Origin of the sequence: Agrobacterium burrii, assembly GCF_017313405.1 — a bacterium.
Classification (GTDB): domain Bacteria; phylum Pseudomonadota; class Alphaproteobacteria; order Rhizobiales; family Rhizobiaceae; genus Agrobacterium; species Agrobacterium burrii.
In genome coordinates this window covers 127,846-149,275 of record NZ_JAFLNA010000016.1, presented here as the reverse complement: position 1 = coordinate 149,275, position 21,430 = coordinate 127,846, and the positions used below count along the sequence as shown (strand labels likewise).

The following is a 21,430-nucleotide window of genomic DNA, read 5'->3' as shown; positions in this document are numbered from 1 at the left end:
ATTGCAACGCAGCAAGCGCAAGTTTCAGGCAAGTCGCCGCCGTTAACCCTTCGTTAACTTTTGAACGCGGAATCACCGACATGCAGATCGAAAGCAATATCGGCGGATACAATTATCAGGGACGTATCCGCGAGATCGAAAAAACCGGCAGCGCGCAGAGCACGCCGGAGGAGCAGGCCGTCAAACGCGGCCCGGGCAACCCCACCGTTTCCAGCACCATTCTTTCGCAATCGCTGGCAAATGTGCTGTGGGCCGTTGGGAATGGCAACGCGCCGGCCTATCAGGACACGGCGGCGGCCGCTTCCGCCGAGGACAAGGCGGAAGCGCAGGCCGAGTGGGTGCGCAGCGCCTATTCCGAATACGAATAGGCGATTCTTCTCAGGCCCTTGCCGGGCTGACCTCCACTGTCACATGTGACAGTTCATGTATGGCGGCAAGTTTCTGCTTGTAGAAAGCCGGCGCTTTCGGCGCCTGCGACTGGATCGCCACGATTGCGGCGTGATGGCCCGGCCCCACCTGCCAGACATGCAGGTCGGTGATGCGGTCCTCTTCCGTCTCAACGCTTTCACGGATTTCCTGCGGCAGATCTTCGGTCTGCGGCACGGCATCGAGCAGGGTTGTCGCCGTTGAGCGCACCAGACCCCATGACCAGCGGGCGATGACTAGACCGCCAACGATACCCATTGCCGGATCAAGGAAAGACCAGCCGTTCCATTTGCCGAGCAGTAGCGCGACGATCGCAAGAACCGAGGTCAGCGCATCCGCCAGCACATGCAGATAGGCGGCCCGCAGATTATTGTCCCTGCCGCCCTTTGCTGCGCCATGGTCTCCATGATGCGCGTGCGATCCGTGATCATGATGGGCATGCGAGCCGTGTCCATGCCCGTGATCATGATGATGGTCATCTTTCAAAAGCACGGCGCTGACGAGATTGACGGCAAGACCGATGACGGCGACGAGGATCGCCTGATTGAAGTCGATCTGCACCGGATTAAAGAGGCGCATCGCGCTTTCAACGGCGATCAGCAGCGCCACCACCGCCAGCACGATGGCGCTGGCGAAGCCTGCGAGATCACCGAACTTGCCGGTGCCGAAAGTGAAGCGCGGGTTGCGCGCCTCGCGCCGGGCATAAAGATAGGCCAGCGCCGAAATCAGCATCGCGCCCGCATGGGTGGACATGTGCCAGCCATCTGCCGTCAATGCCATGGAGCCGAACCAGTTGCCGGCGACAATCTCTGCCACCATCATCACGGTAGTCAGCGCGATGACCATCCACACGCGCTTTTCATTGCGCTCATGGTTCTGGCCGAGAAAAACATGGTCGTGGCCGGTCGCGGCAGGGAATTCGGATGTCGTCGTCATGTCGCTTATCCTGTTCGATCTTCAAGGTAGTCGTTCCACGCATGGCTTTTTCCCAAAGCGGACACTTTGGAGGGCTTGCTAGCGGATGTAGGTCTTCAGCACCTGGGCCAGCTCTTCCGCCGCCCGCGCCCGCTCGTCTTCATTTTCGGCGTGCACCACATGTTCGTGCAGGTGCTCCTGCATCACCTCTCCCGTCAGGCCGGAAAGCGCGCCGCGCACCGAAGCCAGCAATTGCAGCACCTCGCCGCAGGGCTTGGCGTCATCAAGCGCACGCTCCACCGCCTCCATCTGCCCTTTCAGGCGGCGGATGCGGGCCAGAAGCTTCTCCTTGTTGCGGATCGTATGGGACATAAGCACCTCATATAGTATAGGGGGGTATACTATATTGTGTTGATTTTTCGTTCAAGTCCTGCGTGACGCAATCCTCGCGAATGTTTCGGCCCCTAAAAATGCTCCATCAGAACTTGGGGACTCAGTCATGACGACTATCGCAGCAACCACCACCAGCTATTATGCTTCTCCGGTCCGGACCCTTGAGCCGACGAAAAACAAGGAAACCCACTCCACCACTGAAGCCCTGCTGGAGTTGACCCGCGCGGCACACCGCGTCATCTCGAGCGCCGAGAGCGTCGCCACCGCGGTCGCGCCGGCTGCCGCCAGCGTGTCGGCCGGCCTTGCCGCCGCATTGTGGAACCTCGACAGCGGCGCCTCCGCCACAGCTACGCCCGTGCTGGAGATGGCCGCATCCTCCGCCCAGCCTGAAGCCACATCCAGCCTCGAGGCAGAGGTTGTGAAAGCGCTGGCTCAGGCGCTCGGTGTGGACGACGCCGCCTGATACCCATTGACCTGAAAGCCATTGAACAACGGGCTGAAAAGCCATATCTCTAGAGACTAGAGCATCGGACCATGAGCGGCGGAACTACCCCGCTCTGCCGCCGCTGCGCCAGAGATATGGAGAAAGCCATGCTGTCCATCGGTGAACTGTCCAAGCGTACCGGCGTCAAGGTGCCGACGATCCGCTATTATGAGCAGATGGGCCTCATCCGCGAGGCAGACCGTTCGGAAGGCAACCAGCGCCGTTACGAAAAAACCGACCTCGAAAGGCTGGCCTTTATCCGCCATGCCCGTGATATTGGTCTCAACATCGATGCCATTCGCGAACTCATCGCGCTCAGCCAGCACCGGCAAATGCCGTGTGAGGGGGCGGACCGTATCGCCGCCGAACATCTCGCCCATGTCCGCGAAAAAATCGCCAGCCTGAAGAAGCTCGAACACGAGCTGGAGCGTATCGTCTCCCATTGCCACGGCCATTCCATCGAGGATTGTTACGTCATCCGCGCGCTTTCCGACCACGGCATGTGCGAAGGCGAGCATTGAGACGCCGGCAGGATCGAGATGGTGACATCCAGCTGTCATCCGCACGATATATGCGCGTCCCATCTCTTTCAAAAAGACCTGACGAATGCCCGAAATCCCTCCCTTCGACACAGTTTTCATCGATGTTTCCGAAGGTCACCGGCTGCATGTGACGATTGCCGGCAACCCGGCGGGACAGGCCGCGATCCTGCTGCACGGCGGCCCCGGCTCCGGAATATCGGCCACTGCGCGGCGCTATTTTGATCCTGAGCGTTACCGAATCATCCAGTTCGACCAACGCGGATGCGGGCAAAGCACGCCAAATGCCGCCGTCAGCCTCGAGCACAACACCACCCAGCATCTGATCGACGACATGGAGGCCATTCGTGTGGCGCTTGGCGTCGATGACTGGCTGGTGTTCGGCACCTCATGGGGTTCCACACTTGCGCTTGCCTATGCCCAGCGCCACTCAAAACACGTTCGCGCCATGGTGCTGGCGGGTGTCACCACCACGCGGCAAAAGGAAATCGACTGGCTTTACAAGGGGCTGGCGATGTTCCTGCCGCAGCAATGGCAGCGCTTCATCACGGCCATCCCGGATCACCTGGCGAAGGAAGATCCCGTCGGCGCGTATCTCCAGCTTTTGAACGATCCTGACCCGGTCATCCGCCGGATGGCGGCGCTTGAATGGCATTTGTGGGAGGCGGGTTCGATCAGCGCGGAGTCCAGCGCGGACTTTCCAGAAAAATGGCGTGATGCCGACTATATTCTGACCCGCGCCCGACTCTGCGCCCATTATTTCCACCATGCGGCCTGGCTGGAGGACGGCGTGCTTCTGAGCAATGCCGGCGTGCTCGCGGGCATCCCCGGCATGCTCATCCAGGGCATGCGCGACCTGCAGGGACCACCCGTCACCGCTTACGAACTTGCTGCGGCATGGCCGGGAAGCGAACTGATTGCCATAGGTGAAGCCGGGCATTCCACCGGTGATGCGGGGATGGAGGATGCGATTGTTTCAGCGATCGCACGATTTGCAAATTGAAGCCGCTTGACAGATTACGGATTCGGGCGCATTGCAATGACATGATCAACGAACGCGCACCCATCTCCTGCTCGTACTTTTGGGCCTACCTTTAAGGGCGGCTCGACAGATCATATTGTCAACAAGCCGCCGTCAGGCGGCTTTGTTGTTTTCAAACGTCCTGACGGCACCAATAAGACCAAAGGACCGAAAAAAATGACCGAAGATAGCTCCCTTACACTGGAAAGACCGCCCGTCGTCATCATTCGCGGCGCGCGCAAGACCGATCTGCCCGAGCTTAACGAGATGATCACGCTGCTTGCCTCCTACCACGGCGATGCGGCGGCAATCACGCCGGCCAAGCTTGAGCGCGACCTGTTCGGCCCCCTGCCCTGGGTGCATGGTCTTGTCGCCGAAGCCGATGGCGCGCTGATCGGCTACGCGCTGCTTCTGCCGCTCTACAGGGCGCAGGAAGGCCGGCGTGGGCTTGAACTGCACCATCTCTTCGTGCGTGACGGCCATCGCGGCCACGGCACGGGCCAGCATCTGGTTTCCCGCGCCCGCGATATCGCCAAGCGGCTGGGTTGCGACTATCTATCCGTCAGCGCCACGACCGGCAATGTGGCGGCGCATCGTTTCTACGAGAACATGGATTTCGCGCCGCGTCCGGTCACCGGCATGCGCTACATGCAGTCCATCGCCTGATCAAAACCGACGGAGACGGCCATGACACGTATCGCGATTGCGCTGGCGCAGGATTTTGCGGACTGGGAACCGGCGCTGCTTGCGGCGGCGGCACGCAGCTATCTCGGCGTCGAGATCGTTCATGCCACCCCGGACGGGCGGCCGGTAACATCGATGGGCGGGCTGAATGTGTCGCCCGAAACCTCCTATGACGCGCTTGATCCTGACAGCATCGATGCGCTCGTCATTCCCGGCGGTCTCAGCTGGGAAAAGGGTACGGCCGCCGATCTTGGCGGGCTGGTGCAGCGCTTTCGCGAAAAAGACCGGCTGGTTGCCGGTATCTGTGCGGCGGCAAGCGCGCTGGCCGGCACGGGTATCCTGAACCATGTCGCCCATACCGGCAATTCGCTCGCCTCACACAAGGCCTATCCGGCCTATAGCGGCGATGGTCTTTATCGTGACCAGCCGAAGGCGGTCAGCGATGGCGGCGTCATCACGGCATCCGGCAGCGCGCCGGTCAGCTTCGCGGTGGAAATTCTGAAAAACCTCGGCCTCTTTGGTCCGGAAGCCGAGGCGGAACTTGGAATTTTCGCGGCGGAGCATCGGTAAGACGCAGCCGTCTTGATGCCATGCACTCTCCACTTCCCCGTCATTCCGGCCTTGAGCCGGTATGATGGAAGTGGGAACTTCAGGCCAGTCAGTGCCGATCAAGCACCCGGCAAACACGGGGCGTGGCGCCCTCGCCTTCCCCGGCAATCGCACGGCGAATATCGCGGCTGTTCAAATGCAAGCTGCGGCCGGCAGGCAAGTTTGAACGTTTTATCTTGGCAAGGGCTGCGACGATAAAGCCGGCCTCGTTTTCATGAAAATAGGCGAGAGCCGCCTCGCGCACCGGGTCTGGCCCGAGGACTGCCTTGAAGGCAAGACGGTGCACGGCGCAGAACGCACCGTGACCGGGAACGACAAAACGCAGCGCATCGAGTTCGTCACTCCATTCCGCTGCGTCCTGCATGCATTTACGCCGACTGGAAGCGTTTCAGGAAAAACGCGCTCAGTGTTCCAAGCAGCGCCCAGAAAACGAAGCTGGTGATGGTGGCGGCAACGATGAACTGCCGTTCCAGCGGCAGCGGTGCCAGCGCATGTTCGCCTTCCGGCGGCAGCGGTGCGCCCACCACATGCGGCGCGACGATCAGGACCAGAGCAAGAACGATGGCCCAGGGCTCGCGGCGAAACGCAATCAGCGCAATGCCGCCCGCGGTTGCGGCAACCGTCGAGAGCCACCAGATTTGCCGCGCCTCAAGTGCTGCGGCCGGGCTTCCCGGCAATTCCGGCGGCAGGCCGATCATCGGCGCGAGCATGACGGCGGCAAAACCGGCAACGCCCCACAGAAGACCTTCGCGCCAGCCGGCATCGGTGCCGCGCAGCGAGATGAGACCGGTCAGCACCAGCGCGTAACCGATGGCGGTCAGCACATTGGCAGCGACAGTATAGGCGGTGCGTTCGAAACCATCGGCCGGAGTCCAGGCCTCGTCATTGTGCTCATGGGCGGGAACCGCAGCGCCGGGTGCTGCCGCATCATGGCTATGGGCCGCTTCGCCGCCGGCGCTTTCAAAGGTTTCCGCCTGAAGGATGAGCGGCGTGGTGCCGAAAGCCTGCATGGCCGAGACGGCCAAACCGCCAACGATGCCGACCAGAACCGCGGTAAAGACGATATTGCGAAAAAATGACATGCCGTTTCCCCTCAATGGCAGGGGAAGGCATTGGCATGACGCGTGTCATGCGCGGCATTGTGAACGGCTTCCACATGCGAAAAGCCGACAAAACCGACGACGAACAGGCCAAGCACGATCGCCGTCAGCGATTGCGCGAAGCTGCCCGTTTTTGCTGAAACGGCAGCATTGGCCGTATTCTGCTGGATAGACATGGTGACCCCTCTCCCGGCGCGACCCCGCGCCATAAGATGCGGCCGAACGGCAAAAAGCCAACAGACCGCATATGATACACTTCACCACGGGGATACGAGACTGACACAGGGGCATCGAACCGACGACCCTGACATTCCGCTCTTCCGGACACCCCGCCGGCATGGACATTTCCGTGATGGCAGGTCTCCTGGCTTACGGGTCAAAACCTGAAACACCTTCCCGGCATCGCCCTCGCCGTAAAAAAAGGGCGAGATGGCTTGCCAGTGGCATTTCGTTTCAGGCTCTCCGCTCACAGTTGCGGGGGCAGCCACGAATGAGGATTTCTCCCTATCGTGTTCCCTTTTCACCTTCCGGAACGCCCGGAAGGAACCATCACGGACATGTTATCGGCCGGGTGGGTGCGGGAGTCAATGGTGGCGGCTCCTTGGCACCAGCACGACGTGAAGCATGTGGTGAGCGCCAACCCAAGCCATGCCCAGTTATCGAGACGGGATCGCCTTCAGATAGGCCGCAATCGCATTGCGGTCTTCGGCGGTGAGATGCGCCATGTTCTGCTGCACCTTGACCATGGAGCCGCCGACGCTGTCGAATTCCGGGGTGAAGCCGGTTTCCAGATAGCCGGCAATATCCGCCGTCGTCCACGATCCGATGCTCGCAGAACCCGGCGTGATATCGGGAATGCGGCCCTCACCTTCGGGATTGGGGCCGCCAGCCAGCCATTTGCCCTCCAGAAAACCACCGAGCGCATTGCGCGGGGTGTGGCATTCACCGCAATGGCCCGGCCCTTCGACCAGATATTGGCCGCGCAGCAATTCGGCATTGGCATTGGCAAGCTCGACGCGCGGCGGTGCGGAAGTGTCGAAATACAGGAATTTCCAGCCGCCGAGCGCCATGCGCAGGTTGAAGGGAAACGGTAAGTCGTGATCCGGCGCATCATTCTGGCTGGCCGGCAGGGTTTTCAGATAACCGAACAGGTCGTTCACGTCCTTCTGCGTCATGCGCGCATAGGAGGCGTAAGGGAAGGACGGGTAAAGATGTTCGCCGTTCTTTCCCACCCCGCGCGTCATGGCATCGCCGAATTCCGCCAGTGTCCAGCTGCCGATACCGTGCTGTGGATCAGAGGAAATATTGGGCACATGGAAGGTGCCGAAGGGGCTTTTCAGCGCCTGCCCGCCGGCAAGCGTCCGCATCGCGTCACCCGTGGCATCCGGTGCTGCATGACAGCTTGCGCAGCCACCCGCCCAGAACAGCGTTTCGCCATTGGCCAGATCCGGCTCTCCGAGGCTGACCCAATGGCTGGGCGCCTGCCGCTGCGGCGCGGTGACCCAGGCGAAAATGCCGTAGCCGGCAATGGCCGCGATCACGGCCCCGCCCACAAGCTTCGTCCAAATGGAAGACATACCCCTCTCCCCATTCTCACCCGAGTGATCAGGTGTCTTTCAAAGTGAAAAAACGCCGCCGGGAAGCGGCGCTTTGAAATTCATGATTTATTTCTTCAGACGATAGGTCTGGTGGCAGGTGCCGCAATCGGCGCCGAGCGTCTTCATGGCGGTGGTGACGCCCGCCTGATCGGTGGGGAGATTGGCAAGAACCTTATCGGCATCAGCACCGAGCTTGGCCGCCTTGGCCTTGAAGTCCTCAAAATTTTCCCAGATGGCGGGGGCAGCCGCGCTGCCGGTCTCGGAACCCTTCGGGAACTGATCAGGGAAAGCCTTGGCATTGGTGCTGATGGTCGTCACGGCAGCCTTGACGGCCTCGGCGTCGAAGGGCTTCTGGCCCTTGGAGATGGCAGCCAGCGCGCCCATGGAGCCGCCGATCTGCTTCATCATGCCTTCACGTTTTTCGACTTCGCCGGCAGCGAAGACCGCTCCGGCGCAAAGACAGCCGAAAAGCATGGCCGCCGCGATGGTTTTCAGTTTCATACACTCTCTCCTTGATTCCGGCCGGGTGCCGGACGCTTGATGGAACGGCGCGAGGATGCCCTTTCCGCATGGCGAAAAGAAGTCACATTGCGGTGAATTCCGCCGTGAAAACAGAAGTCTAGAGTATCAGGCCGAAAACTGTCCGAAGGTTTTCCGACAAGAACCCGTGACAAAACAACGGGCCAAAGGAGAGCATTCGCTGGCTTGCCAGGGAATAGCCTCCCTGGAGCGGCGCAACCTGTTCCTGTTATTCGCCGAGGCTCCACGACAGAGCTTCCCAAAATGTCAGCAGCGCTGCGGCAACCAGCATGAAACCGGCAGCGCGACCGATGAAGATCGTGGCGCCGGGTGAAGAAACCAGCCATTGTCGGCTTTTATCCGCCGTCAACGCCAGCGCGCCATAAACGGTAAACTGCGTTACCGCCACCATCACGCCCATCACCAGCCCCTGCATCCAGATCGGACCATAGGCCGGTTTGAGAAATTGCGGATAGACCGCCATCATGAACAGATAGGCTTTCGGATTGGAAAGGCAGGTCAGCACCGCTCGCCAGAACGCTTTTTTCGACGAGGCGCTTGCCTGCGCCTCATCGCCATTCACGACGATTGCGCTGCGCATCAGGCCGATGCCGATCCAGACCATATAGGCAGCGCCGACAATGAGAAGCGGCAGAAACAGCGACGGCATCCAGGCGGCGAGCAGGCCAACGCCGGCCGCGCCATAAAGCGAATGCACGATGCCGCCGGCGCTCATGCCGCTTGCGGCCGAAAGGCCGGTTTTCCTGCCGCCCGTCAGCGCGCTTGCCAGCACGAACAGCATGTCCATGCCCGGCAGGATGATGATGCCGAACAGGACCAGAAAGAAAAGCCAGAGATTTTCGGCGTAACTCATGTCAGTATCTCCCCAGACGGTTCATGGCACATTTAGGAATATGCATGTTTCTCAATGTGTTTTGCCGTTTATAGAAAAAGCCAACTGACAGCATTATGTCAGTTGTCTTGAAAAAACGCCGGGGAAATGTCAATGCGCAAGGCGTCGAGACTGTTCGAGATCATTCAGATCCTGCGGCTGGCGCGCCGGCCCGTTACCGCCCAGATGATTGCGGAAAAGCTGGAAGTGACGGCGCGTTCGGTCTATCGCGACATAGCCGCCCTCCAGACCATGCGGGTGCCCATCGAAGGCGAGCGCGGCGTCGGTTATATTCTGCGCCCCGGCTTCAGCCTGCCGCCGCTGATGTTTTCCATTGATGAGACCGAGGCAATCGTGCTGGCGCTCGCCATGGTTGGCCGTTCCGGTGATACCGAATTGCGGCAGGCGGCGAGAAAAGCGAGCGACAAGATTGCCGCCTCGCTGCCCGAACCCCTGTCCAAAACCCTGTCGGCCAATGCCCTGCATGCCTGGGGCAGCATCGCGCCAGCACCTGCCGGCATTGATCTTGCCACCGTCCGGCGGGCGGTGCGCGATGAAGAGAGGCTGGACATCAGCTATCGCGATGAAACCGGCGCAGAGACCCGGCGGCAGATCCGGCCCATTGCCGTGATCTATTATTCGGAGACGGTGAATATCGTCGGCTGGTGTGAATTACGGCGGGCAATCCGTAACTTCCGCTCTGACCGGGTTTTGACCTGCGAAAGCACCGGCAGCTTTTTCAAGCTTGAAGGTGAAAAGCTGCGGCAATTGTGGATGAGCGGCTGGCAGAGCAACCAGCCGGGCAGTCCATCCTCACAGCTGTAAGAGACGATCCTCCTCGCGGCCAAAACCGCGAATGACGATCCGGTCTTCGAAAACATCTGATATAGCGAAGGTGTTCTGGTCGGGCGTGTCCACCATGCCCTTGAAATTGACGAAGTGGGTGTTACCCAGCACACCGTAATTGCCTTCGTGATTATGGCCATTGAACCATGCGACGGCCGAAGCATGGGCGTCGAGAAGATCGAGAATGCGCGGTGCATCCCACATGTTGTGAGCGTTTTCCGGATAAAGCGGATAGTGGCACAGCACGACCACTTTTTCGCCGGCCGCATCCGATTTTTGCAGGAGGCTTTGCAGCCATTCGAACTGCTCGTCGCTGAGCGAGGCGTTCCAGTCCTGTGCATTGATCGCGCCCGCTTCCTGCAGGTGCTTCAGCCGCTCCTGCGCAAGTGCGCGACGCGGATCGCCGGGCGGCGGGGCGAAGAGACTGACCTCGTTGCCATCAAGCACGGCGAAGCGGACATTGCCGATGGCGAAGTCATGCCAGGGGGCCGGCATGCCGAGGCGGGCATGGATGGCGGTCAGATGTTCAGGCGCAACTGAAAAATCATGATTACCCGGCAACAGGACCGAGGGATGGCGAAGCCCGTCATAAACGCTGAGGATCGCATCGAAATTGTCGAAACCGCGGTCGATGATGTCGCCGAGCGTCACCACGAAGGCGAGGTCCTCTTCGTTGAAGGCGGCCACCGCTTCGGAAAGCTTTTTCGGGCTTTCGGCATAATAGCGACCCATGTCCGGACGGGGATCGGCATTGGCATATTGGGGATCGGCGACGATGCCGAAGGAGAAGAGAGGCTTGCTTTTTTCAGTCATGATGCGCCGCGATAAACCCGGCTGATGACAGGCTTGTGACATGTGGAAACCAAAACCACAAAAACAAAACACCCGGCGTTACAGCCGGGTGTTCAATGAATGCTGGCGTAAACCTATCGTCGTCATGCTCGGGCCTGTCCCGAGCATCTGCTGAGGTCGCGGTCTATGCAATATCGGCAGATCCTCGGCACAAGGCCGAGGATGACGTCGCGCGTGCAGAAGCCGCCTTAACTGCCGGCAACCACGCTTTTTGCTACTTACTTGGCAGCGGCTTCGTAACGCTCCAGGACGTAGTCCCAGTTGATGAGGTTATCAACGAAGGCTTCGAGGTACTTCGGGCGCAGGTTGCGGTAGTCGATGTAGTAGGAGTGCTCCCAGACGTCGACGCCGAGGATCGGCTCTGCACCGTGAACCAGCGGGTTTTCACCGTTCGGGGTCTTGGAGATTTCGAGCTTGCCGTTCTTGACGGAGAGCCACGCCCAGCCGGAGCCGAACTGCGTGGTGCCGGCAGCGATGAAATCAGCCTTGAACTTGTCGTAACCGCCGAGATCGGAAGCGAATGCCTGTTCCAGTTTGCCCGGCAGCTTGTTGCCGCCGCCGTCCTTCTTCATCCACTTCCAGAAATGAACGTGGTTGTAGTGCTGGGCAGCATTGTTGAAGAGGCCGGCATTGGTGCCAAAGGACTTCTTCACGACTTCCTCGAGCGACAGGTCGGAAAGACCGGCTTCGGCCGCCAGCTTGTTGCCGTTGTCGACATATGCCTTGTGGTGCTTGTCGTGATGGAACTCGAGCGTCTCGCGCGACATGTAAGGTGCAAGCGCGTCGTAGTCGTAGGGGAGTTCGGGAAGTTCGAAGGCCATGGTTTTACTCCTTGTTGCAGCGGCTGGACCGCTCCTTGAAACCGTGTGCGCGGACCATAGGAGCGAACCTCTGTTTGGGCAACCTGCGAAATATCAAAATGTTCCGACAAAAGAGAAAATTCGTCTCGAGCCAGCCGCCACCACATTTGTTTCACAACCCTGGCGTACCGTTTTCCACCCTATCGGTTCGCTTTTGCCGAAAATGCAGGAAGGAAATTCCATGACGCGCTTCATCGCCCGAAACGTTCTGTTCTTTACCGCCTTCTCATCGCTGGCGCTACCCGCCGCCGCATCGTCGGATGATGCGTGGAAGGAATTCGTGGCGGATGTGCAGACCGCCTGCCTTGGCGTGGCCAAGGACATGATCGAGGATGCCAAGGCGGTGGTTGATCCCGTCGGCAGCGAAAATTACGGTCTCGCCATCCTCACCGGCAAGGCGAAAGGCACGGATGCGACGGTCAGCCATATCTGCGTCTATGACAAGAAGACCAAGGCCGTGGAACTGGGCAGCGAACTTGCCGGCGATACGCTGAAGGTCGAAATCCCCGGCTCGACTAAGCCCTGATCGCTCAGAAGCGGGGCGTGGTGTCGCCCTCGCCGAGCGCGCGCTGCATCAGCACCGTGTCCAGCCATTTGCCGTGTTTCCAGCCTATGGACTTGAACGTGCCGACAAGCTCGAACCCGGCGGCGCGGTGGACGCCGACCGAAGCGGCGTTGGCGCTATCGCCGACGACGGCGATCATCTGCCGGAAACCGCGCGCGGTTGCATCTTCGATCAGCGCATCGAGCAGCTTGCGGCCGATACCCATGCCCTTCATGGCCGGATCGATATAAACGGAATCCTCGACCGCCGCGCCATAGGCCGGCCGCGCCCGGTAAGCGCCGGCATAGGCATATCCGGCTACCTTTCCATCGCACTCAGCGACGAGATAGGGATAGTCGCCCTCCACCAGAAGGCGGCGGCGCTCGATCATGGTTTCCACGGTCGGCGGGTCGATCTCGAAGCTGGCGCTGCCATGGAGCACGGCATCCCGGTAGATTTCGGTAATGGCTGGAATATCCGCCTCTTCACAGGGGCGGATTAAAAGGCTGGAAACGGTGGGAAGGGTCATTCTTGCTGTCCTGCGGTCATTCACGGCCTCATTGTGCATTGCGGCGCAATCAAAATAAAGATTATCTGTCTTATACAAACGATAAGGTTTTCTTTGATGATGGACCTCGATCTGCGGCAGGTGCGCAGCTTCATGGATGTGGCCGATCTCGGCAGCTTCTCCGCCGCCGCCGACAAAGTCGGGCTGACGCAGCCAGCCATCAGCCTTCACATCAGACTGCTGGAAAAGCAGCTCGGCGTGCGGCTGATCGAACGCGTCGGCAGGCGGGCGCAGCCGACGGCGGCGGGCCGGGATTTTCTCATCCATGCAAGACGCATCGCTGAAGAAGTGGCGCATGCCATCGATACCGTCGCGCCGCATCGCAGCGGGGTGACGGGACGCTTACGCATCGGCACGGGCGCCACCGCCTGCATCTACCTTTTGCCGCCGGTGCTCGGCCGTATCCGCCAGGCGATGCCGGGCATCGACATCGTCGTGCAGACCGGCAATACCCACGATATTTTACGGCTTCTGGAAGCAAATACCATCGATGCGGCCGTGGTGGCCCTGCCCGCCAGCGGCCGCAGCCTCGATATCAGGGATATCCATCTCGACGAACTGGTCGCGGTTTTCCCGCACGGCTCCGTTTCCGAGGCAACGGTGCTGAATGCCGAAACGCTGTCGACGCAGCCGCTGCTCCTCTACGAGGGCGGCAATACGCGCAGGCTCGTGGATCAATGGTTTTCGGCGAGCGGGCGCACGGTACAGCCGGCCATGGAACTGGGCAGCGTCGAAGCCATCAAGAAGCTCGCGGGCGCGGGCCTCGGCCTCGCGATCGTGCCACGCATGGCCATGGAGCATGAAGGGGCGGCATCGGGGCTGGAGTGGCGCTCCCTCGAACCGCCGCTCGAACGGCGGATCGCGCTGGCACTGCGGCGCGACAAGCACATGACCGCGCCGCTGCGGGCACTTGCCGGTGCGTTGCCGGACTTGCGGAAACGATGAGGCCCGCGCCGGTTTCAGGCGCGGGCTCGATTTCTCCTGTGTCATCCTCGGGCTTGACCCGAGGACCCATAAGCCCGTGCGACCGTGGATCCTCGGGTCAAGCCCGAGGACGACGTTGAGTTTGCGGAACCCGCGCCATTTGATGGCGCGAGCTTGCGCAATTCAAAACTCCGTCCAGTCGTCGCCCTTCACGGCCAGTGCCGCATTGCCGCGCGACGCGACGACCGGGCGGGCTTTTTGAGCCTGCGCGGCTGGAGAGACCGGAGCACGCGCCGGGCTTGCGGCCCGCTGCATTTGCCTTGCCGTATCGCGCAATGCCAAGGCCTGCTGGCCGAGCTGGAATTGCGAAAGCAGCGACTGGAGATTGGCGCATTCCTGCGCCAGACCGGCACCGGCGGCGTTCATTTCCTCGACCATCGCGGCATTTTGCTGCGTGGCCTGATCCATGTGGTTGACGGCGGTGTTGACCTCCGCGAGACCCGAGGATTGTTCCTGCGCCGCCGTCGCGATGGCATCCATATGGGCGTTGACGGATAGCACCAGCTGCTCGATCTCGGAGAGGCCGACGCCGGTATCGGCGACCAGCTTCACGCCCTCACCCACTGCTGCGGCGGAGGTGTTGATGAGCTGCTTGATCTCCTTGGCGGCCTTGGCGGAACGCTGCGCCAGTTCGCGCACTTCCTGCGCCACGACCGCAAAGCCCCGGCCTGCCTCACCAGCGCGTGCGGCCTCGACGCCGGCATTCAGCGCCAGAAGGTTGGTCTGGAAGGCGATTTCATCGATGACGCCGATGATCTGGCCGATCTGTTTCGAGGAATGTTCGATACGCTCCATGGCGGAGACGGCATCGCGCACCACCTTGCCGGAAAGGTCGGCCTTGGTGCGCGCCTCGCGCACCGTATCGCGCGCCTCGCTCGCCCGCTTGGAGGTTGACGACACATTGGCGGTGATTTCTTCCAGTGCGGCGGCGGTTTCTTCCAGAGAGGCGGCCTGCTGCTCGGTGCGGCGGGAAAGGTCGTCGGAGGCGGACGACACTTCGTGCGCGCCGCCATTCACGGTCTGGACGGAATTGCCGACGCTTGCCAGCGCCTCGCGCAGCTGAACGACGGAACTGTTGAAATCATGTCGCAATGCTTCGAACTGCGGCGCAAACGGCGTGGCGATCTCGCAGACCATGTCGCCGGAGGCAAGCCGGCGAAGACCGCCAGCCAGCGAACCGGTGGCCTGCGTGAGCCGTTCCTCGGCCTCGGCTTCCGTGCGTTGCTGCAACTCGATACGATCCCGTTCGGCCTTTTCGCGATTGCCGACGGCATCCGTCTCCAGTTGCCGGTTACGGATTGCCGCCTCACGGAAAATCTCCACCGCGCGGGCCATCTCGCCGATTTCATCGCTGCGTTTGGCACCGGGCACGTCGATGGAAAGATTGCCGTTGGCGAGTTCCATCATCGAATTGGTCAAGCGGCTGATCGGGCGGGTAACGCGGCCGATGATGACGGCGAGACAGAGAATGCAGACCCCAAGCGTGACGATGAAGGCCGCGAGATAAATGATCGCGCCGACAAGGGCGTCCTGTTTCGCCTTTTCGGCATTGGCATTGAGAACGTCCATCGCTTCGGAAGCGATTTTCGCGACCGTGTCGAGGTTGGCCGTGACTGTGTTGCGCCACGTGTCGATGGTGAAGGACGGCGTGCGGCCGTTATTCAGATCGTCGATCAGCTTGGCGCGCTGGGTGATGAAATCGCCCTTGAAATAGGTCCGGTCGGCAACGGCGTAGATATCCTTCAGGGCCTGCGGCGTCGATTCATGCGCGACGAGTTCGCCGGTGGCTTTCCACGCAAAGGCCGCGCCGGCATCGAAATTGCCAAGCTGCTGGGTTTCCTGCGGGGTCAGCGGCCGCTGCTGGGCCACGACCGCATTGATGACGACGGTGGCGCTGCCGCCAAGTGCGCGCGCCGACCAGCCATAGGACCGGAGCTGTATGAGGCCCGTCAGGCTCTGATCCAGCGAGCGGACCTCGCCTTCCACCGCCGTCGATCCCGTCTCGAGCGCGGTCAGGAAATCCGCCCCGAGCGCCAGCACGGCCTTGTCCAGCCCGCTTTCGCGGCGGTCGAGCGGCAAGGTGACGTTGGCGTCGATCTTTTTGCGCAAATCCAGAACCTGCGCGTAGATGTCTTTCACGCGGGCAAGCGGCGCTTGCAGCCCGGTCTGGCCAAGTGCTGCGGACTGTTCGAGAAATCCGCCCATGGCCGCATCCACCTTCTGGCGCGATGCCTGCACGCTGGCGATGGTACTCGCCGTCTTCGCCGGATCAACGGTCAGCGCCGAAGCGCTGTTGCCGCGTTCGCTCCGAAAGTTCAGCAGGGCGTTAAACAGCAGCCTGTCGAGCGAAACGAGCTGCGCGACATCGGAAAAAGTGCGGGCTCGATAGACGGATTGCCACATGGCATTGCCCACGAAGCCGGCCAGTGCAATGCCGACAAGCAGAAAAAAACCAACAAGTATATTGCGTATGCTGAAAGACATTGGTGGCCCCCGTAGCCCAAACCGATAATGCCGCAAGCTACAGGGAGTTTTTCTAAAATTGGATTAAATTGCCCCTCGATTTTCAGGGGAAATATCACAATTCAAAAAAAGCTGCGGCAGGGTCATGACCCTGCCGCAGCTTTTCAAAACGGGGTACCGGGTCTCAGACGTCTGTGCCGAGACGCGCCCAGTCCAGGTAAAGATCGAGCGCCTTGCGCGCCACCGGGCCTGCCTGCAGCACGCGGTCATCGAGCTTCACGACAGGCGAGACTTTCGAATAATTGCCCGAGCAGAAGATTTCGTCCGCCTCGCGGAAATCCTCGACCGAGAGCGTTGCTTCGCGCACTTCGAAACCGGCCTGGCGCAGCAGGCCCATCACCCGCGACCGGGTGATGCCGGCAAGGAAGGTGCGGTTCGGAACGGGGGTGAGGACTACGCCGTCCTTGACCATGAAGACGTTGGCGGATGCGGATTCGGCGACATTGCCATTCATGTCGCGCATCAGGGCGTTATCGAAGCCCCGCGCGCGGGCCTCAATAATGGCGCGGCCGCTATTGGGATAGAGGCTGCCGGCCTTGGCGTCGGTCATCGCGGTTTCCGGCGAGGGACGGCGCAGCGGCGAGACGGTGAGCGTCAGCGGCTTGCCGGCATCCATCGGCGCTTCGAACAGGCAGAGCGCGAAACGGGTGGAGCTGGCATCCGGCGCCACGACGCTGCCCGGCATGCCGTGTTCGGCCCAATACATCGGCTTGATATAGATCGCCATATTGCCATCGAATTTCTTGACGCCTTCCAGCGCCAGGGTCTCGATCTCCTCCGCCGTCATCGTCGGCTTCATGCCCATATTGACGGCCGAGCGGTTGACGCGCTGGCAATGCAGATCAAGATCGGGAGCGACGCCGTCGAACCAGCGTGCGCCGTCGAACACCGTGGAGGCCAGCCACATGGCATGCGAGGTCGGGCCGATGAGCGGCGGGTTGCCGGGCAGCCATTGACCGTCAACATAGGTCCAGGTGGTTGATCGGGGTGCGGTATCGACGCTCATGGCGGGCTCCTGTTTTCAAGCGTTTCCGTAAGGCGAAAACGCTCCGTCTTTTTGCCTGTCGCATTTCAGGACGCAAAACGCTTTGCATTTTGCTGGAAATGGGCTGCTTGTCTCTGGTCGCATTTCCGGACGCAAAACCGCTTCGCACTTTTGCTGGAAATGCTTTGGAAAATCGGCCGGAGTGAATGCCTCTCGCCTGATGAGGTCAAGTTTTAATTGCCACGATTTCTGATTTTGATGGAAAATAACAAAGCGACGCACCGATAAAGATGTTTTATGAGGCGAAACAAAAGGTTGGTGAATAGGTTCATCACAATAATTCATGCATCGGATGATGGCGGCGCTATTTCGCCCGTGCAATGCTCACGGTCTTACAGCTCTCTGGCAGGAGGAAATCATGGCATGGTCCGCCCAGCAATATCTGAAATTCGAAGATGAGCGGACGCGTCCCGCCCGGGACCTTCTGGCGCAGGTGCCGCTGGAGCGGGTGCTGAACGGCTATGATCTCGGCTGCGGGCCGGGCAATTCCACCGAGCTTCTGACCGACCGCTACGGCGTCAATGTCATCACCGGCATCGACAGCGATGACGACATGTTGGCCAAGGCGGCGGACCGGCTGCCAAATACCAACTTCGGCAAGGCCGATCTTTCGCAGTGGCGGCCGGCCCACAAGGCCGACCTGCTTTACGCCAATGCGGTTTTCCAGTGGGTGCCGGATCATCTTGTCGTTCTTTCGCAATTGATGGACCAGCTGGACAGCGGCGGGGTTCTGGCGGTGCAGATGCCGGATAATCTGCAGGAACCGACACATCGCGCCATGGAAGCGACCGGCGCGAACGGCCCGTGGAAGGATACGTTTACTGACGGCAGACTGCGGCGCAAACCCCTGCCCGCGCCATCGGACTATTTCAACGCGCTGGCGCCGAAAGCCGCCCGCGTGGATGTGTGGCACACCATCTACAACCACCCGATGAAGGATGCGGAAAGCATCGTCGAATGGGTGAAGGGCACGGGGCTGCGCCCCTATCTCGCCGCCGCCGGTGAGGAAAACCGCGAAGCCTTCCTCACCGACTATACGCAGCGTATCAAGGCGGCCTATCCGCCGATGGCGGACGGCCGCCTGCTGCTGCGCTTTCCACGGCTGTTTGTGGTGGCGGTGAAAAAGTAGCGTCAACCAGCGAAGGCATAGACCCTGAGACGGTGGTTGTCGGGGTCGGCGGCCGTAAAAGTGTAGCCAAATTCCATTTTCGCGGGCTGCTGCAGCATGGGAACACCTCTTGCCTGCCATCCGGCGAAAGTCTCATCCACCTGTGCGTCGTTTCCGACACGGAAGGCAAGCTCACCGCCACCGCCCGTAACCGATGCCTTCGGCTCCACCGTGTGGCGCGACCAGAGGCCGAGCTTCATGCCGTTCTGAAGAATGAACAGGGAGAATTTCGGCGAGGCTTCGACCGGCTCTGTACCCAGCAGGGTCTTGTAAAATTCCGTGCTGGCCGGCGGGTTATCGACATAGAGGATGGTGAAATCGGGGTGGGTCATGGTCGTTCTCCTGTGTTGCGGATGAACGATATCTAGACCCGCCTGCTGTCAGTTTTTGTCAGCATGGTGTTGCCGACGCCGTTGTTTTTCACGCTCACGCCATTCTTTCAGCAAAGCCTGCCGGCGGCGGGGATAACGGCTGTCCATCGGGCGGAAAGTTTCGATACGGTCGGCCCGGAAACTGCGGAAATCCTGCCGCGTTTCGCACCATGCCAGCACCACCCGCACCAGATCGAAAAAAGCGAGCGCGAAGGGCCAGATCACCCGCTCCGTCAACTCTCCCCGTTCATCACGATAGGTCATCACGACCTTGCTTTGCTCGCGGATCGTATCGCGAATGGCGGCGAGATCGACGCGGATGGTTGCCATGCTTTGGCCGGGGCCGACGAGAAGCGTGGAATTGTCGAGTTCTTCGCGCAGGGCATCGGGCAGAACGGCCGCGATCTTGACGAGTGCGGCGCGGGCGGCCTCGGCAAGCCCGGCATCGGCGCGACCCGCCACCCAGCGCGAACCCAGCACCAGCGCCTCGATTTCCTGCCCGGAAAACATCAGCGGCGGCAGAAGGAAGCCGGGGCGCAGCACATAACCCACGCCCGCCTCGCCCTCAATATCCGCGCCCTGCGCCTGAAGCGTCGCTATATCGCGGTAGAGCGTGCGCAGACTGACGCCGGTCTGCGCGGCAAGGGCCGCACCGCTGACCGGCATGCGGTGAGAGCGCAGGATCTGCAACAGATCGAGAAGCCGTTCTGAGCGTGACATGCGACATTTCCTTCCATCCGCATATTCAAATCCACACCGCGATATGATCTTCTGCCGCCGACTGTTATCGCCGCGCTTCTCCGCCCGCAATGGCGCGGATGGGTGATCGTGTCAAAACGGTTGAAACCGATCGCGCGGATGGCAGTTAATGAAAGACGGCTTCCCGCCCGGCCTCTTGCGCCGGCCATGTTTTCAGCAAACAGGAGAGACATCCATGTATGACGTCAGCGCGAATGGCGCGAATATTCCCGCCCTCGGTTTCGGCACCTTCCGCATTCCGGAAGACGATATCAGGCGCGTTCTGCCGGAAGCGCTGAAACTCGGCTTCCGCCATGTCGATACCGCCCAGATCTACAAGAACGAGGGCGCCGTTGGCGAGGTCATCGCTCAGTCAGGCATTTCCCGGCACGATATCTTCCTGACCACCAAGGTCTGGGTGGACCGCTACCGTCACGATGATTTTCTTGCCTCCGTTGATGAAAGCCTTACGAAGCTGAAGACCGACTATGTCGATCTGCTGCTGCTGCACTGGCCGAAAAGCGACGTGCCGCTTGCTGAACGCATGGGTGCACTGAACGCGGTGCGCAAGGCCGGCAAGGCGCGCAATATCGGCATTTCCAACTTCAACGTGGCGCTGACTGACGAGGCGGTGAAACTGTCCGACACGCCGCTTGCGACCAATCAGATCGAATATCACCCCTATCTCGACCAGACGAAGGTGATTTCCGCCGCGCGCAAGCACGGAATGTCGGTGACGGCCTATTATCTGATGGCCGACGGCAAGGTGCCGAACGATCCTGTGCTGAAGGATATCGGCGCGAAACACGGCAAGACCGCGGCGCAGGTGACCCTGCGCTGGGCGGTGCAGCAGCCGGATATCGTGGCGCTTTCCAAGACGGCGACGGAAAGCCGCCTCAAGGAGAATTTCGATATTTTCGACTTCGCGCTATCGGAAGAGGAAATGCGGGCGATCCACGCTCTTGCCAGGCCGAATGGCCGCATCGTCAGCCCCGGCCACCTCGCGCCCGATTGGGACGACTGAGGCGACGGGGCCATTTGGTCCCGTCTATCTCTCGGTCAGGGCCAGCTTCGCACCCAGCGCCACGAAAGCGGCGGCGAAGCTGCGCCGCAGCCAGGCGAGGACCGCCGGGCGTGACACCACATGCCGCCGGACCGAGGCGGCGAAACAGCCATAAAGCGCAAAGACCAGAAACGTCATGGCCATGAAGATCAGTCCGAGATCGATCATGCGCCATGTCGGCAAAACCTCATCCGGCGCGATGAACTGCGGCAGGAAGGCGAAAAAGAAGATCGACAGTTTCGGGTTCAGCAGATTGATGAGGATCGCCTCGCCGATGACACGGGCGGCCTTCTGGGGTTCCCTCGTATCGTCGATCTTCAGTGCACCGTCTTCCCGCAGCGTGTTCCACGCCATGTGGAGGAGATAGGCGACCCCCAGATATTTGACGATGCCGAAGGCGAGCGCGCTGGTGTGCAGAATGGCGGCAAGCCCGGTGATGGCGGCGAGCAGATGCGGCACAATGCCGAGCGTGCAGCCGAAGGCCGCGATGACGCTCGCCCTCGCCCCCTGCGAAAGACCGGCGGCCAGCGTGTAGACCACGCCGGTTCCGGGAGACGCGGCGACGATGAAGGATGTGATGAGGAATTCGGGTGTCATGATGCGGGTATGTCCTCTTGGGGTGGAGGACGAGAGCATGATGGTGCGTGGGGTGGGTGTCTTGGATGAAATTGCAGGGTTGATGCCCGGA

The 21,430-nt window shown here is 60.8% G+C and carries 27 protein-coding genes and 1 riboswitch; of the genes, 11 read left to right on the top strand and 16 right to left on the bottom strand.

Annotated elements, in window-relative coordinates:
• Positions 1–80 precede the first annotated feature (80 nt).
• Positions 81–368 carry a hypothetical protein gene (locus JZX89_RS24575; protein ID WP_207135615.1) on the top strand — a complete coding sequence of 96 codons (288 nt, stop codon included), beginning with the start codon at positions 81–83 and terminating at the stop codon, positions 366–368.
• 10 nt (positions 369–378) lie between these two features.
• On the opposite strand, the gene dmeF is transcribed toward JZX89_RS24575, so the two are convergent.
• Both dmeF and dmeR read right to left on the bottom strand, forming a co-directional pair.
• Positions 379–1,362: a CDF family Co(II)/Ni(II) efflux transporter DmeF gene (gene dmeF, locus JZX89_RS24570; protein ID WP_149898827.1), complete on the bottom strand. Its 984-nt coding sequence runs from the start codon at positions 1,360–1,362 to the stop codon at positions 379–381.
• Between the two features lie 78 nt (positions 1,363–1,440).
• Positions 1,441–1,713, bottom strand: coding sequence for a Ni(II)/Co(II)-sensing transcriptional repressor DmeR (gene dmeR, locus JZX89_RS24565; RefSeq protein ID WP_003509296.1), 273 nt, complete (start codon positions 1,711–1,713; stop codon positions 1,441–1,443).
• 127 nt (positions 1,714–1,840) lie between these two features.
• Between dmeR and JZX89_RS24560 the strand changes: the two genes are divergently transcribed.
• The 5 genes from JZX89_RS24560 to JZX89_RS24540 all read left to right on the top strand — a co-directional run bounded on the left by JZX89_RS24560 (position 1,841) and on the right by JZX89_RS24540 (position 5,032).
• Entirely contained in the window at positions 1,841–2,197 is a 357-nt protein-coding gene (locus JZX89_RS24560) for a hypothetical protein (RefSeq protein WP_207135614.1), read from the top strand.
• Positions 2,198–2,325: 128 nt separating this feature from the next.
• The gene (locus JZX89_RS24555) at positions 2,326–2,739 is read left to right on the top strand and encodes a MerR family transcriptional regulator (protein ID WP_035218370.1); all 414 of its coding nucleotides are present in this window, start codon (positions 2,326–2,328) and stop codon (positions 2,737–2,739) included.
• Between the two features lie 85 nt (positions 2,740–2,824).
• Positions 2,825–3,760, top strand: coding sequence for a prolyl aminopeptidase (gene pip / locus JZX89_RS24550; RefSeq protein ID WP_207135613.1), 936 nt, complete (start codon positions 2,825–2,827; stop codon positions 3,758–3,760).
• Between the two features lie 195 nt (positions 3,761–3,955).
• Positions 3,956–4,444 carry a GNAT family N-acetyltransferase gene (locus tag JZX89_RS24545; RefSeq protein WP_003509304.1) on the top strand — a complete coding sequence of 163 codons (489 nt, stop codon included), beginning with the start codon at positions 3,956–3,958 and terminating at the stop codon, positions 4,442–4,444.
• Between the two features lie 21 nt (positions 4,445–4,465).
• Positions 4,466–5,032 (top strand): type 1 glutamine amidotransferase family protein, encoded by a 567-nt coding sequence (locus JZX89_RS24540; protein WP_207135612.1) that lies wholly within the window; start codon positions 4,466–4,468, stop codon positions 5,030–5,032.
• An 88-nt stretch (positions 5,033–5,120) separates the two neighbouring features.
• Here the strand turns inward: JZX89_RS24540 and JZX89_RS24535 are convergent, their stop codons facing one another.
• The 6 genes from JZX89_RS24535 to JZX89_RS24510 all read right to left on the bottom strand — a co-directional run bounded on the left by JZX89_RS24535 (position 5,121) and on the right by JZX89_RS24510 (position 9,162).
• Positions 5,121–5,435, bottom strand: coding sequence for a hypothetical protein (locus tag JZX89_RS24535; RefSeq protein WP_207135611.1), 315 nt, complete (start codon positions 5,433–5,435; stop codon positions 5,121–5,123).
• 4 nt (positions 5,436–5,439) lie between these two features.
• Positions 5,440–6,153 carry a CbtA family protein gene (locus JZX89_RS24530; protein WP_207135610.1) on the bottom strand — a complete coding sequence of 238 codons (714 nt, stop codon included), beginning with the start codon at positions 6,151–6,153 and terminating at the stop codon, positions 5,440–5,442.
• A gap of 11 nt (positions 6,154–6,164) precedes the next feature.
• A complete protein-coding gene (locus JZX89_RS24525) occupies positions 6,165–6,347 on the bottom strand; it encodes a CbtB domain-containing protein (protein ID WP_046798597.1) in 183 nt (60 codons plus the stop codon).
• Positions 6,348–6,508: 161 nt separating this feature from the next.
• Positions 6,509–6,737, bottom strand: a riboswitch (cobalamin riboswitch).
• Positions 6,738–6,827: 90 nt separating this feature from the next.
• Positions 6,828–7,748, bottom strand: a complete 921-nt coding sequence (locus tag JZX89_RS24520; RefSeq protein WP_207135609.1) for a cytochrome c — start codon at positions 7,746–7,748, stop codon at positions 6,828–6,830.
• A gap of 87 nt (positions 7,749–7,835) precedes the next feature.
• Positions 7,836–8,270 carry a c-type cytochrome gene (locus JZX89_RS24515; protein ID WP_207135608.1) on the bottom strand — a complete coding sequence of 145 codons (435 nt, stop codon included), beginning with the start codon at positions 8,268–8,270 and terminating at the stop codon, positions 7,836–7,838.
• A gap of 247 nt (positions 8,271–8,517) precedes the next feature.
• Complete coding sequence (locus JZX89_RS24510; protein ID WP_149898820.1) at positions 8,518–9,162, bottom strand: LysE family translocator; 645 nt, start codon at positions 9,160–9,162, stop codon at positions 8,518–8,520.
• A gap of 132 nt (positions 9,163–9,294) precedes the next feature.
• Here JZX89_RS24510 and JZX89_RS24505 point away from each other — a divergent pair, with 132 nt between their 5' ends.
• The gene (locus JZX89_RS24505; protein WP_207135607.1) at positions 9,295–10,005 is read left to right on the top strand and encodes a helix-turn-helix transcriptional regulator; all 711 of its coding nucleotides are present in this window, start codon (positions 9,295–9,297) and stop codon (positions 10,003–10,005) included.
• Here JZX89_RS24505 and JZX89_RS24500 read toward each other — a convergent pair.
• Positions 9,994–10,839: a metallophosphoesterase gene (locus tag JZX89_RS24500; protein WP_207135606.1), complete on the bottom strand. Its 846-nt coding sequence runs from the start codon at positions 10,837–10,839 to the stop codon at positions 9,994–9,996. The genes JZX89_RS24505 and JZX89_RS24500 overlap by 12 nt on opposite strands.
• A 257-nt stretch (positions 10,840–11,096) precedes the next feature.
• Entirely contained in the window at positions 11,097–11,699 is a 603-nt protein-coding gene (locus JZX89_RS24495; RefSeq protein WP_077982731.1) for a superoxide dismutase, read from the bottom strand.
• A gap of 220 nt (positions 11,700–11,919) precedes the next feature.
• Here JZX89_RS24495 and JZX89_RS24490 point away from each other — a divergent pair, with 220 nt between their 5' ends.
• Positions 11,920–12,264, top strand: coding sequence for a hypothetical protein (locus JZX89_RS24490; RefSeq protein ID WP_207135605.1), 345 nt, complete (start codon positions 11,920–11,922; stop codon positions 12,262–12,264).
• A 4-nt stretch (positions 12,265–12,268) separates the two neighbouring features.
• On the opposite strand, the gene JZX89_RS24485 is transcribed toward JZX89_RS24490, so the two are convergent.
• A complete protein-coding gene (locus JZX89_RS24485) occupies positions 12,269–12,811 on the bottom strand; it encodes a GNAT family N-acetyltransferase (RefSeq protein ID WP_246746792.1) in 543 nt (180 codons plus the stop codon).
• A gap of 96 nt (positions 12,812–12,907) precedes the next feature.
• Between JZX89_RS24485 and JZX89_RS24480 the strand changes: the two genes are divergently transcribed.
• Entirely contained in the window at positions 12,908–13,795 is an 888-nt protein-coding gene (locus tag JZX89_RS24480) for a LysR family transcriptional regulator (protein WP_207135603.1), read from the top strand.
• A gap of 162 nt (positions 13,796–13,957) precedes the next feature.
• Here the strand turns inward: JZX89_RS24480 and JZX89_RS24475 are convergent, their stop codons facing one another.
• Positions 13,958–16,318, bottom strand: a complete 2,361-nt coding sequence (locus tag JZX89_RS24475) for a methyl-accepting chemotaxis protein (RefSeq protein WP_207135602.1) — start codon at positions 16,316–16,318, stop codon at positions 13,958–13,960.
• A gap of 163 nt (positions 16,319–16,481) precedes the next feature.
• Entirely contained in the window at positions 16,482–17,363 is an 882-nt protein-coding gene (locus JZX89_RS24470) for a branched-chain amino acid aminotransferase (protein WP_153513358.1), read from the bottom strand.
• Positions 17,364–17,760: 397 nt separating this feature from the next.
• Here JZX89_RS24470 and tam point away from each other — a divergent pair, with 397 nt between their 5' ends.
• A complete protein-coding gene (gene tam, locus JZX89_RS24465; RefSeq protein WP_207135601.1) occupies positions 17,761–18,531 on the top strand; it encodes a trans-aconitate 2-methyltransferase in 771 nt (256 codons plus the stop codon).
• A gap of 2 nt (positions 18,532–18,533) precedes the next feature.
• Here the strand turns inward: tam and JZX89_RS24460 are convergent, their stop codons facing one another.
• The gene (locus JZX89_RS24460; RefSeq protein ID WP_207135600.1) at positions 18,534–18,902 is read right to left on the bottom strand and encodes a VOC family protein; all 369 of its coding nucleotides are present in this window, start codon (positions 18,900–18,902) and stop codon (positions 18,534–18,536) included.
• Positions 18,903–18,950: 48 nt separating this feature from the next.
• Positions 18,951–19,661, bottom strand: coding sequence for a helix-turn-helix transcriptional regulator (locus JZX89_RS24455; RefSeq protein ID WP_207135599.1), 711 nt, complete (start codon positions 19,659–19,661; stop codon positions 18,951–18,953).
• 214 nt (positions 19,662–19,875) lie between these two features.
• Between JZX89_RS24455 and JZX89_RS24450 the strand changes: the two genes are divergently transcribed.
• Entirely contained in the window at positions 19,876–20,703 is an 828-nt protein-coding gene (locus JZX89_RS24450; RefSeq protein WP_207135598.1) for an aldo/keto reductase, read from the top strand.
• A 24-nt stretch (positions 20,704–20,727) separates the two neighbouring features.
• On the opposite strand, the gene JZX89_RS24445 is transcribed toward JZX89_RS24450, so the two are convergent.
• A complete protein-coding gene (locus tag JZX89_RS24445) occupies positions 20,728–21,339 on the bottom strand; it encodes a LysE family translocator (protein ID WP_207135597.1) in 612 nt (203 codons plus the stop codon).
• Between the last annotated feature and the right edge of the window lie 91 nt (positions 21,340–21,430).

Excerpts from the sequence above, each read along its gene's own strand:
- JZX89_RS24535 (WP_207135611.1), bottom strand. The coding sequence starts at position 5,435 with ATGCAGGACGCAGCGGAATGGAGTGACGAACTCGATGCGCTGCGTTTT.
- JZX89_RS24505 (WP_207135607.1), top strand. The coding sequence starts at position 9,295 with ATGCGCAAGGCGTCGAGACTGTTCGAGATCATTCAGATCCTGCGGCTG.
- JZX89_RS24470 (WP_153513358.1), bottom strand. The coding sequence starts at position 17,363 with ATGAGCGTCGATACCGCACCCCGATCAACCACCTGGACCTATGTTGAC.
- JZX89_RS24485 (WP_246746792.1), bottom strand. The coding sequence starts at position 12,811 with ATGACCCTTCCCACCGTTTCCAGCCTTTTAATCCGCCCCTGTGAAGAG.
- JZX89_RS24530 (WP_207135610.1), bottom strand. The coding sequence starts at position 6,153 with ATGTCATTTTTTCGCAATATCGTCTTTACCGCGGTTCTGGTCGGCATC.
- JZX89_RS24490 (WP_207135605.1), top strand. The coding sequence starts at position 11,920 with ATGACGCGCTTCATCGCCCGAAACGTTCTGTTCTTTACCGCCTTCTCA.
- JZX89_RS24495 (WP_077982731.1), bottom strand. The coding sequence starts at position 11,699 with ATGGCCTTCGAACTTCCCGAACTCCCCTACGACTACGACGCGCTTGCA.
- JZX89_RS24515 (WP_207135608.1), bottom strand. The coding sequence starts at position 8,270 with ATGAAACTGAAAACCATCGCGGCGGCCATGCTTTTCGGCTGTCTTTGC.
- tam (WP_207135601.1), top strand. The coding sequence starts at position 17,761 with ATGGCATGGTCCGCCCAGCAATATCTGAAATTCGAAGATGAGCGGACG.
- JZX89_RS24500 (WP_207135606.1), bottom strand. The coding sequence starts at position 10,839 with ATGACTGAAAAAAGCAAGCCTCTCTTCTCCTTCGGCATCGTCGCCGAT.
- dmeF (WP_149898827.1), bottom strand. The coding sequence starts at position 1,362 with ATGACGACGACATCCGAATTCCCTGCCGCGACCGGCCACGACCATGTT.
- JZX89_RS24560 (WP_207135614.1), top strand. The coding sequence starts at position 1,841 with ATGACGACTATCGCAGCAACCACCACCAGCTATTATGCTTCTCCGGTC.
- pip (WP_207135613.1), top strand. The coding sequence starts at position 2,825 with ATGCCCGAAATCCCTCCCTTCGACACAGTTTTCATCGATGTTTCCGAA.
- JZX89_RS24575 (WP_207135615.1), top strand. The coding sequence starts at position 81 with ATGCAGATCGAAAGCAATATCGGCGGATACAATTATCAGGGACGTATC.
- JZX89_RS24545 (WP_003509304.1), top strand. The coding sequence starts at position 3,956 with ATGACCGAAGATAGCTCCCTTACACTGGAAAGACCGCCCGTCGTCATC.
- JZX89_RS24540 (WP_207135612.1), top strand. The coding sequence starts at position 4,466 with ATGACACGTATCGCGATTGCGCTGGCGCAGGATTTTGCGGACTGGGAA.
- JZX89_RS24525 (WP_046798597.1), bottom strand. The coding sequence starts at position 6,347 with ATGTCTATCCAGCAGAATACGGCCAATGCTGCCGTTTCAGCAAAAACG.
- JZX89_RS24510 (WP_149898820.1), bottom strand. The coding sequence starts at position 9,162 with ATGAGTTACGCCGAAAATCTCTGGCTTTTCTTTCTGGTCCTGTTCGGC.
- JZX89_RS24445 (WP_207135597.1), bottom strand. The coding sequence starts at position 21,339 with ATGACACCCGAATTCCTCATCACATCCTTCATCGTCGCCGCGTCTCCC.
- JZX89_RS24520 (WP_207135609.1), bottom strand. The coding sequence starts at position 7,748 with ATGTCTTCCATTTGGACGAAGCTTGTGGGCGGGGCCGTGATCGCGGCC.
- JZX89_RS24450 (WP_207135598.1), top strand. The coding sequence starts at position 19,876 with ATGTATGACGTCAGCGCGAATGGCGCGAATATTCCCGCCCTCGGTTTC.
- JZX89_RS24555 (WP_035218370.1), top strand. The coding sequence starts at position 2,326 with ATGCTGTCCATCGGTGAACTGTCCAAGCGTACCGGCGTCAAGGTGCCG.
- JZX89_RS24455 (WP_207135599.1), bottom strand. The coding sequence starts at position 19,661 with ATGTCACGCTCAGAACGGCTTCTCGATCTGTTGCAGATCCTGCGCTCT.
- JZX89_RS24480 (WP_207135603.1), top strand. The coding sequence starts at position 12,908 with ATGATGGACCTCGATCTGCGGCAGGTGCGCAGCTTCATGGATGTGGCC.
- JZX89_RS24460 (WP_207135600.1), bottom strand. The coding sequence starts at position 18,902 with ATGACCCACCCCGATTTCACCATCCTCTATGTCGATAACCCGCCGGCC.
- dmeR (WP_003509296.1), bottom strand. The coding sequence starts at position 1,713 with ATGTCCCATACGATCCGCAACAAGGAGAAGCTTCTGGCCCGCATCCGC.
- JZX89_RS24475 (WP_207135602.1), bottom strand. The coding sequence starts at position 16,318 with ATGTCTTTCAGCATACGCAATATACTTGTTGGTTTTTTTCTGCTTGTC.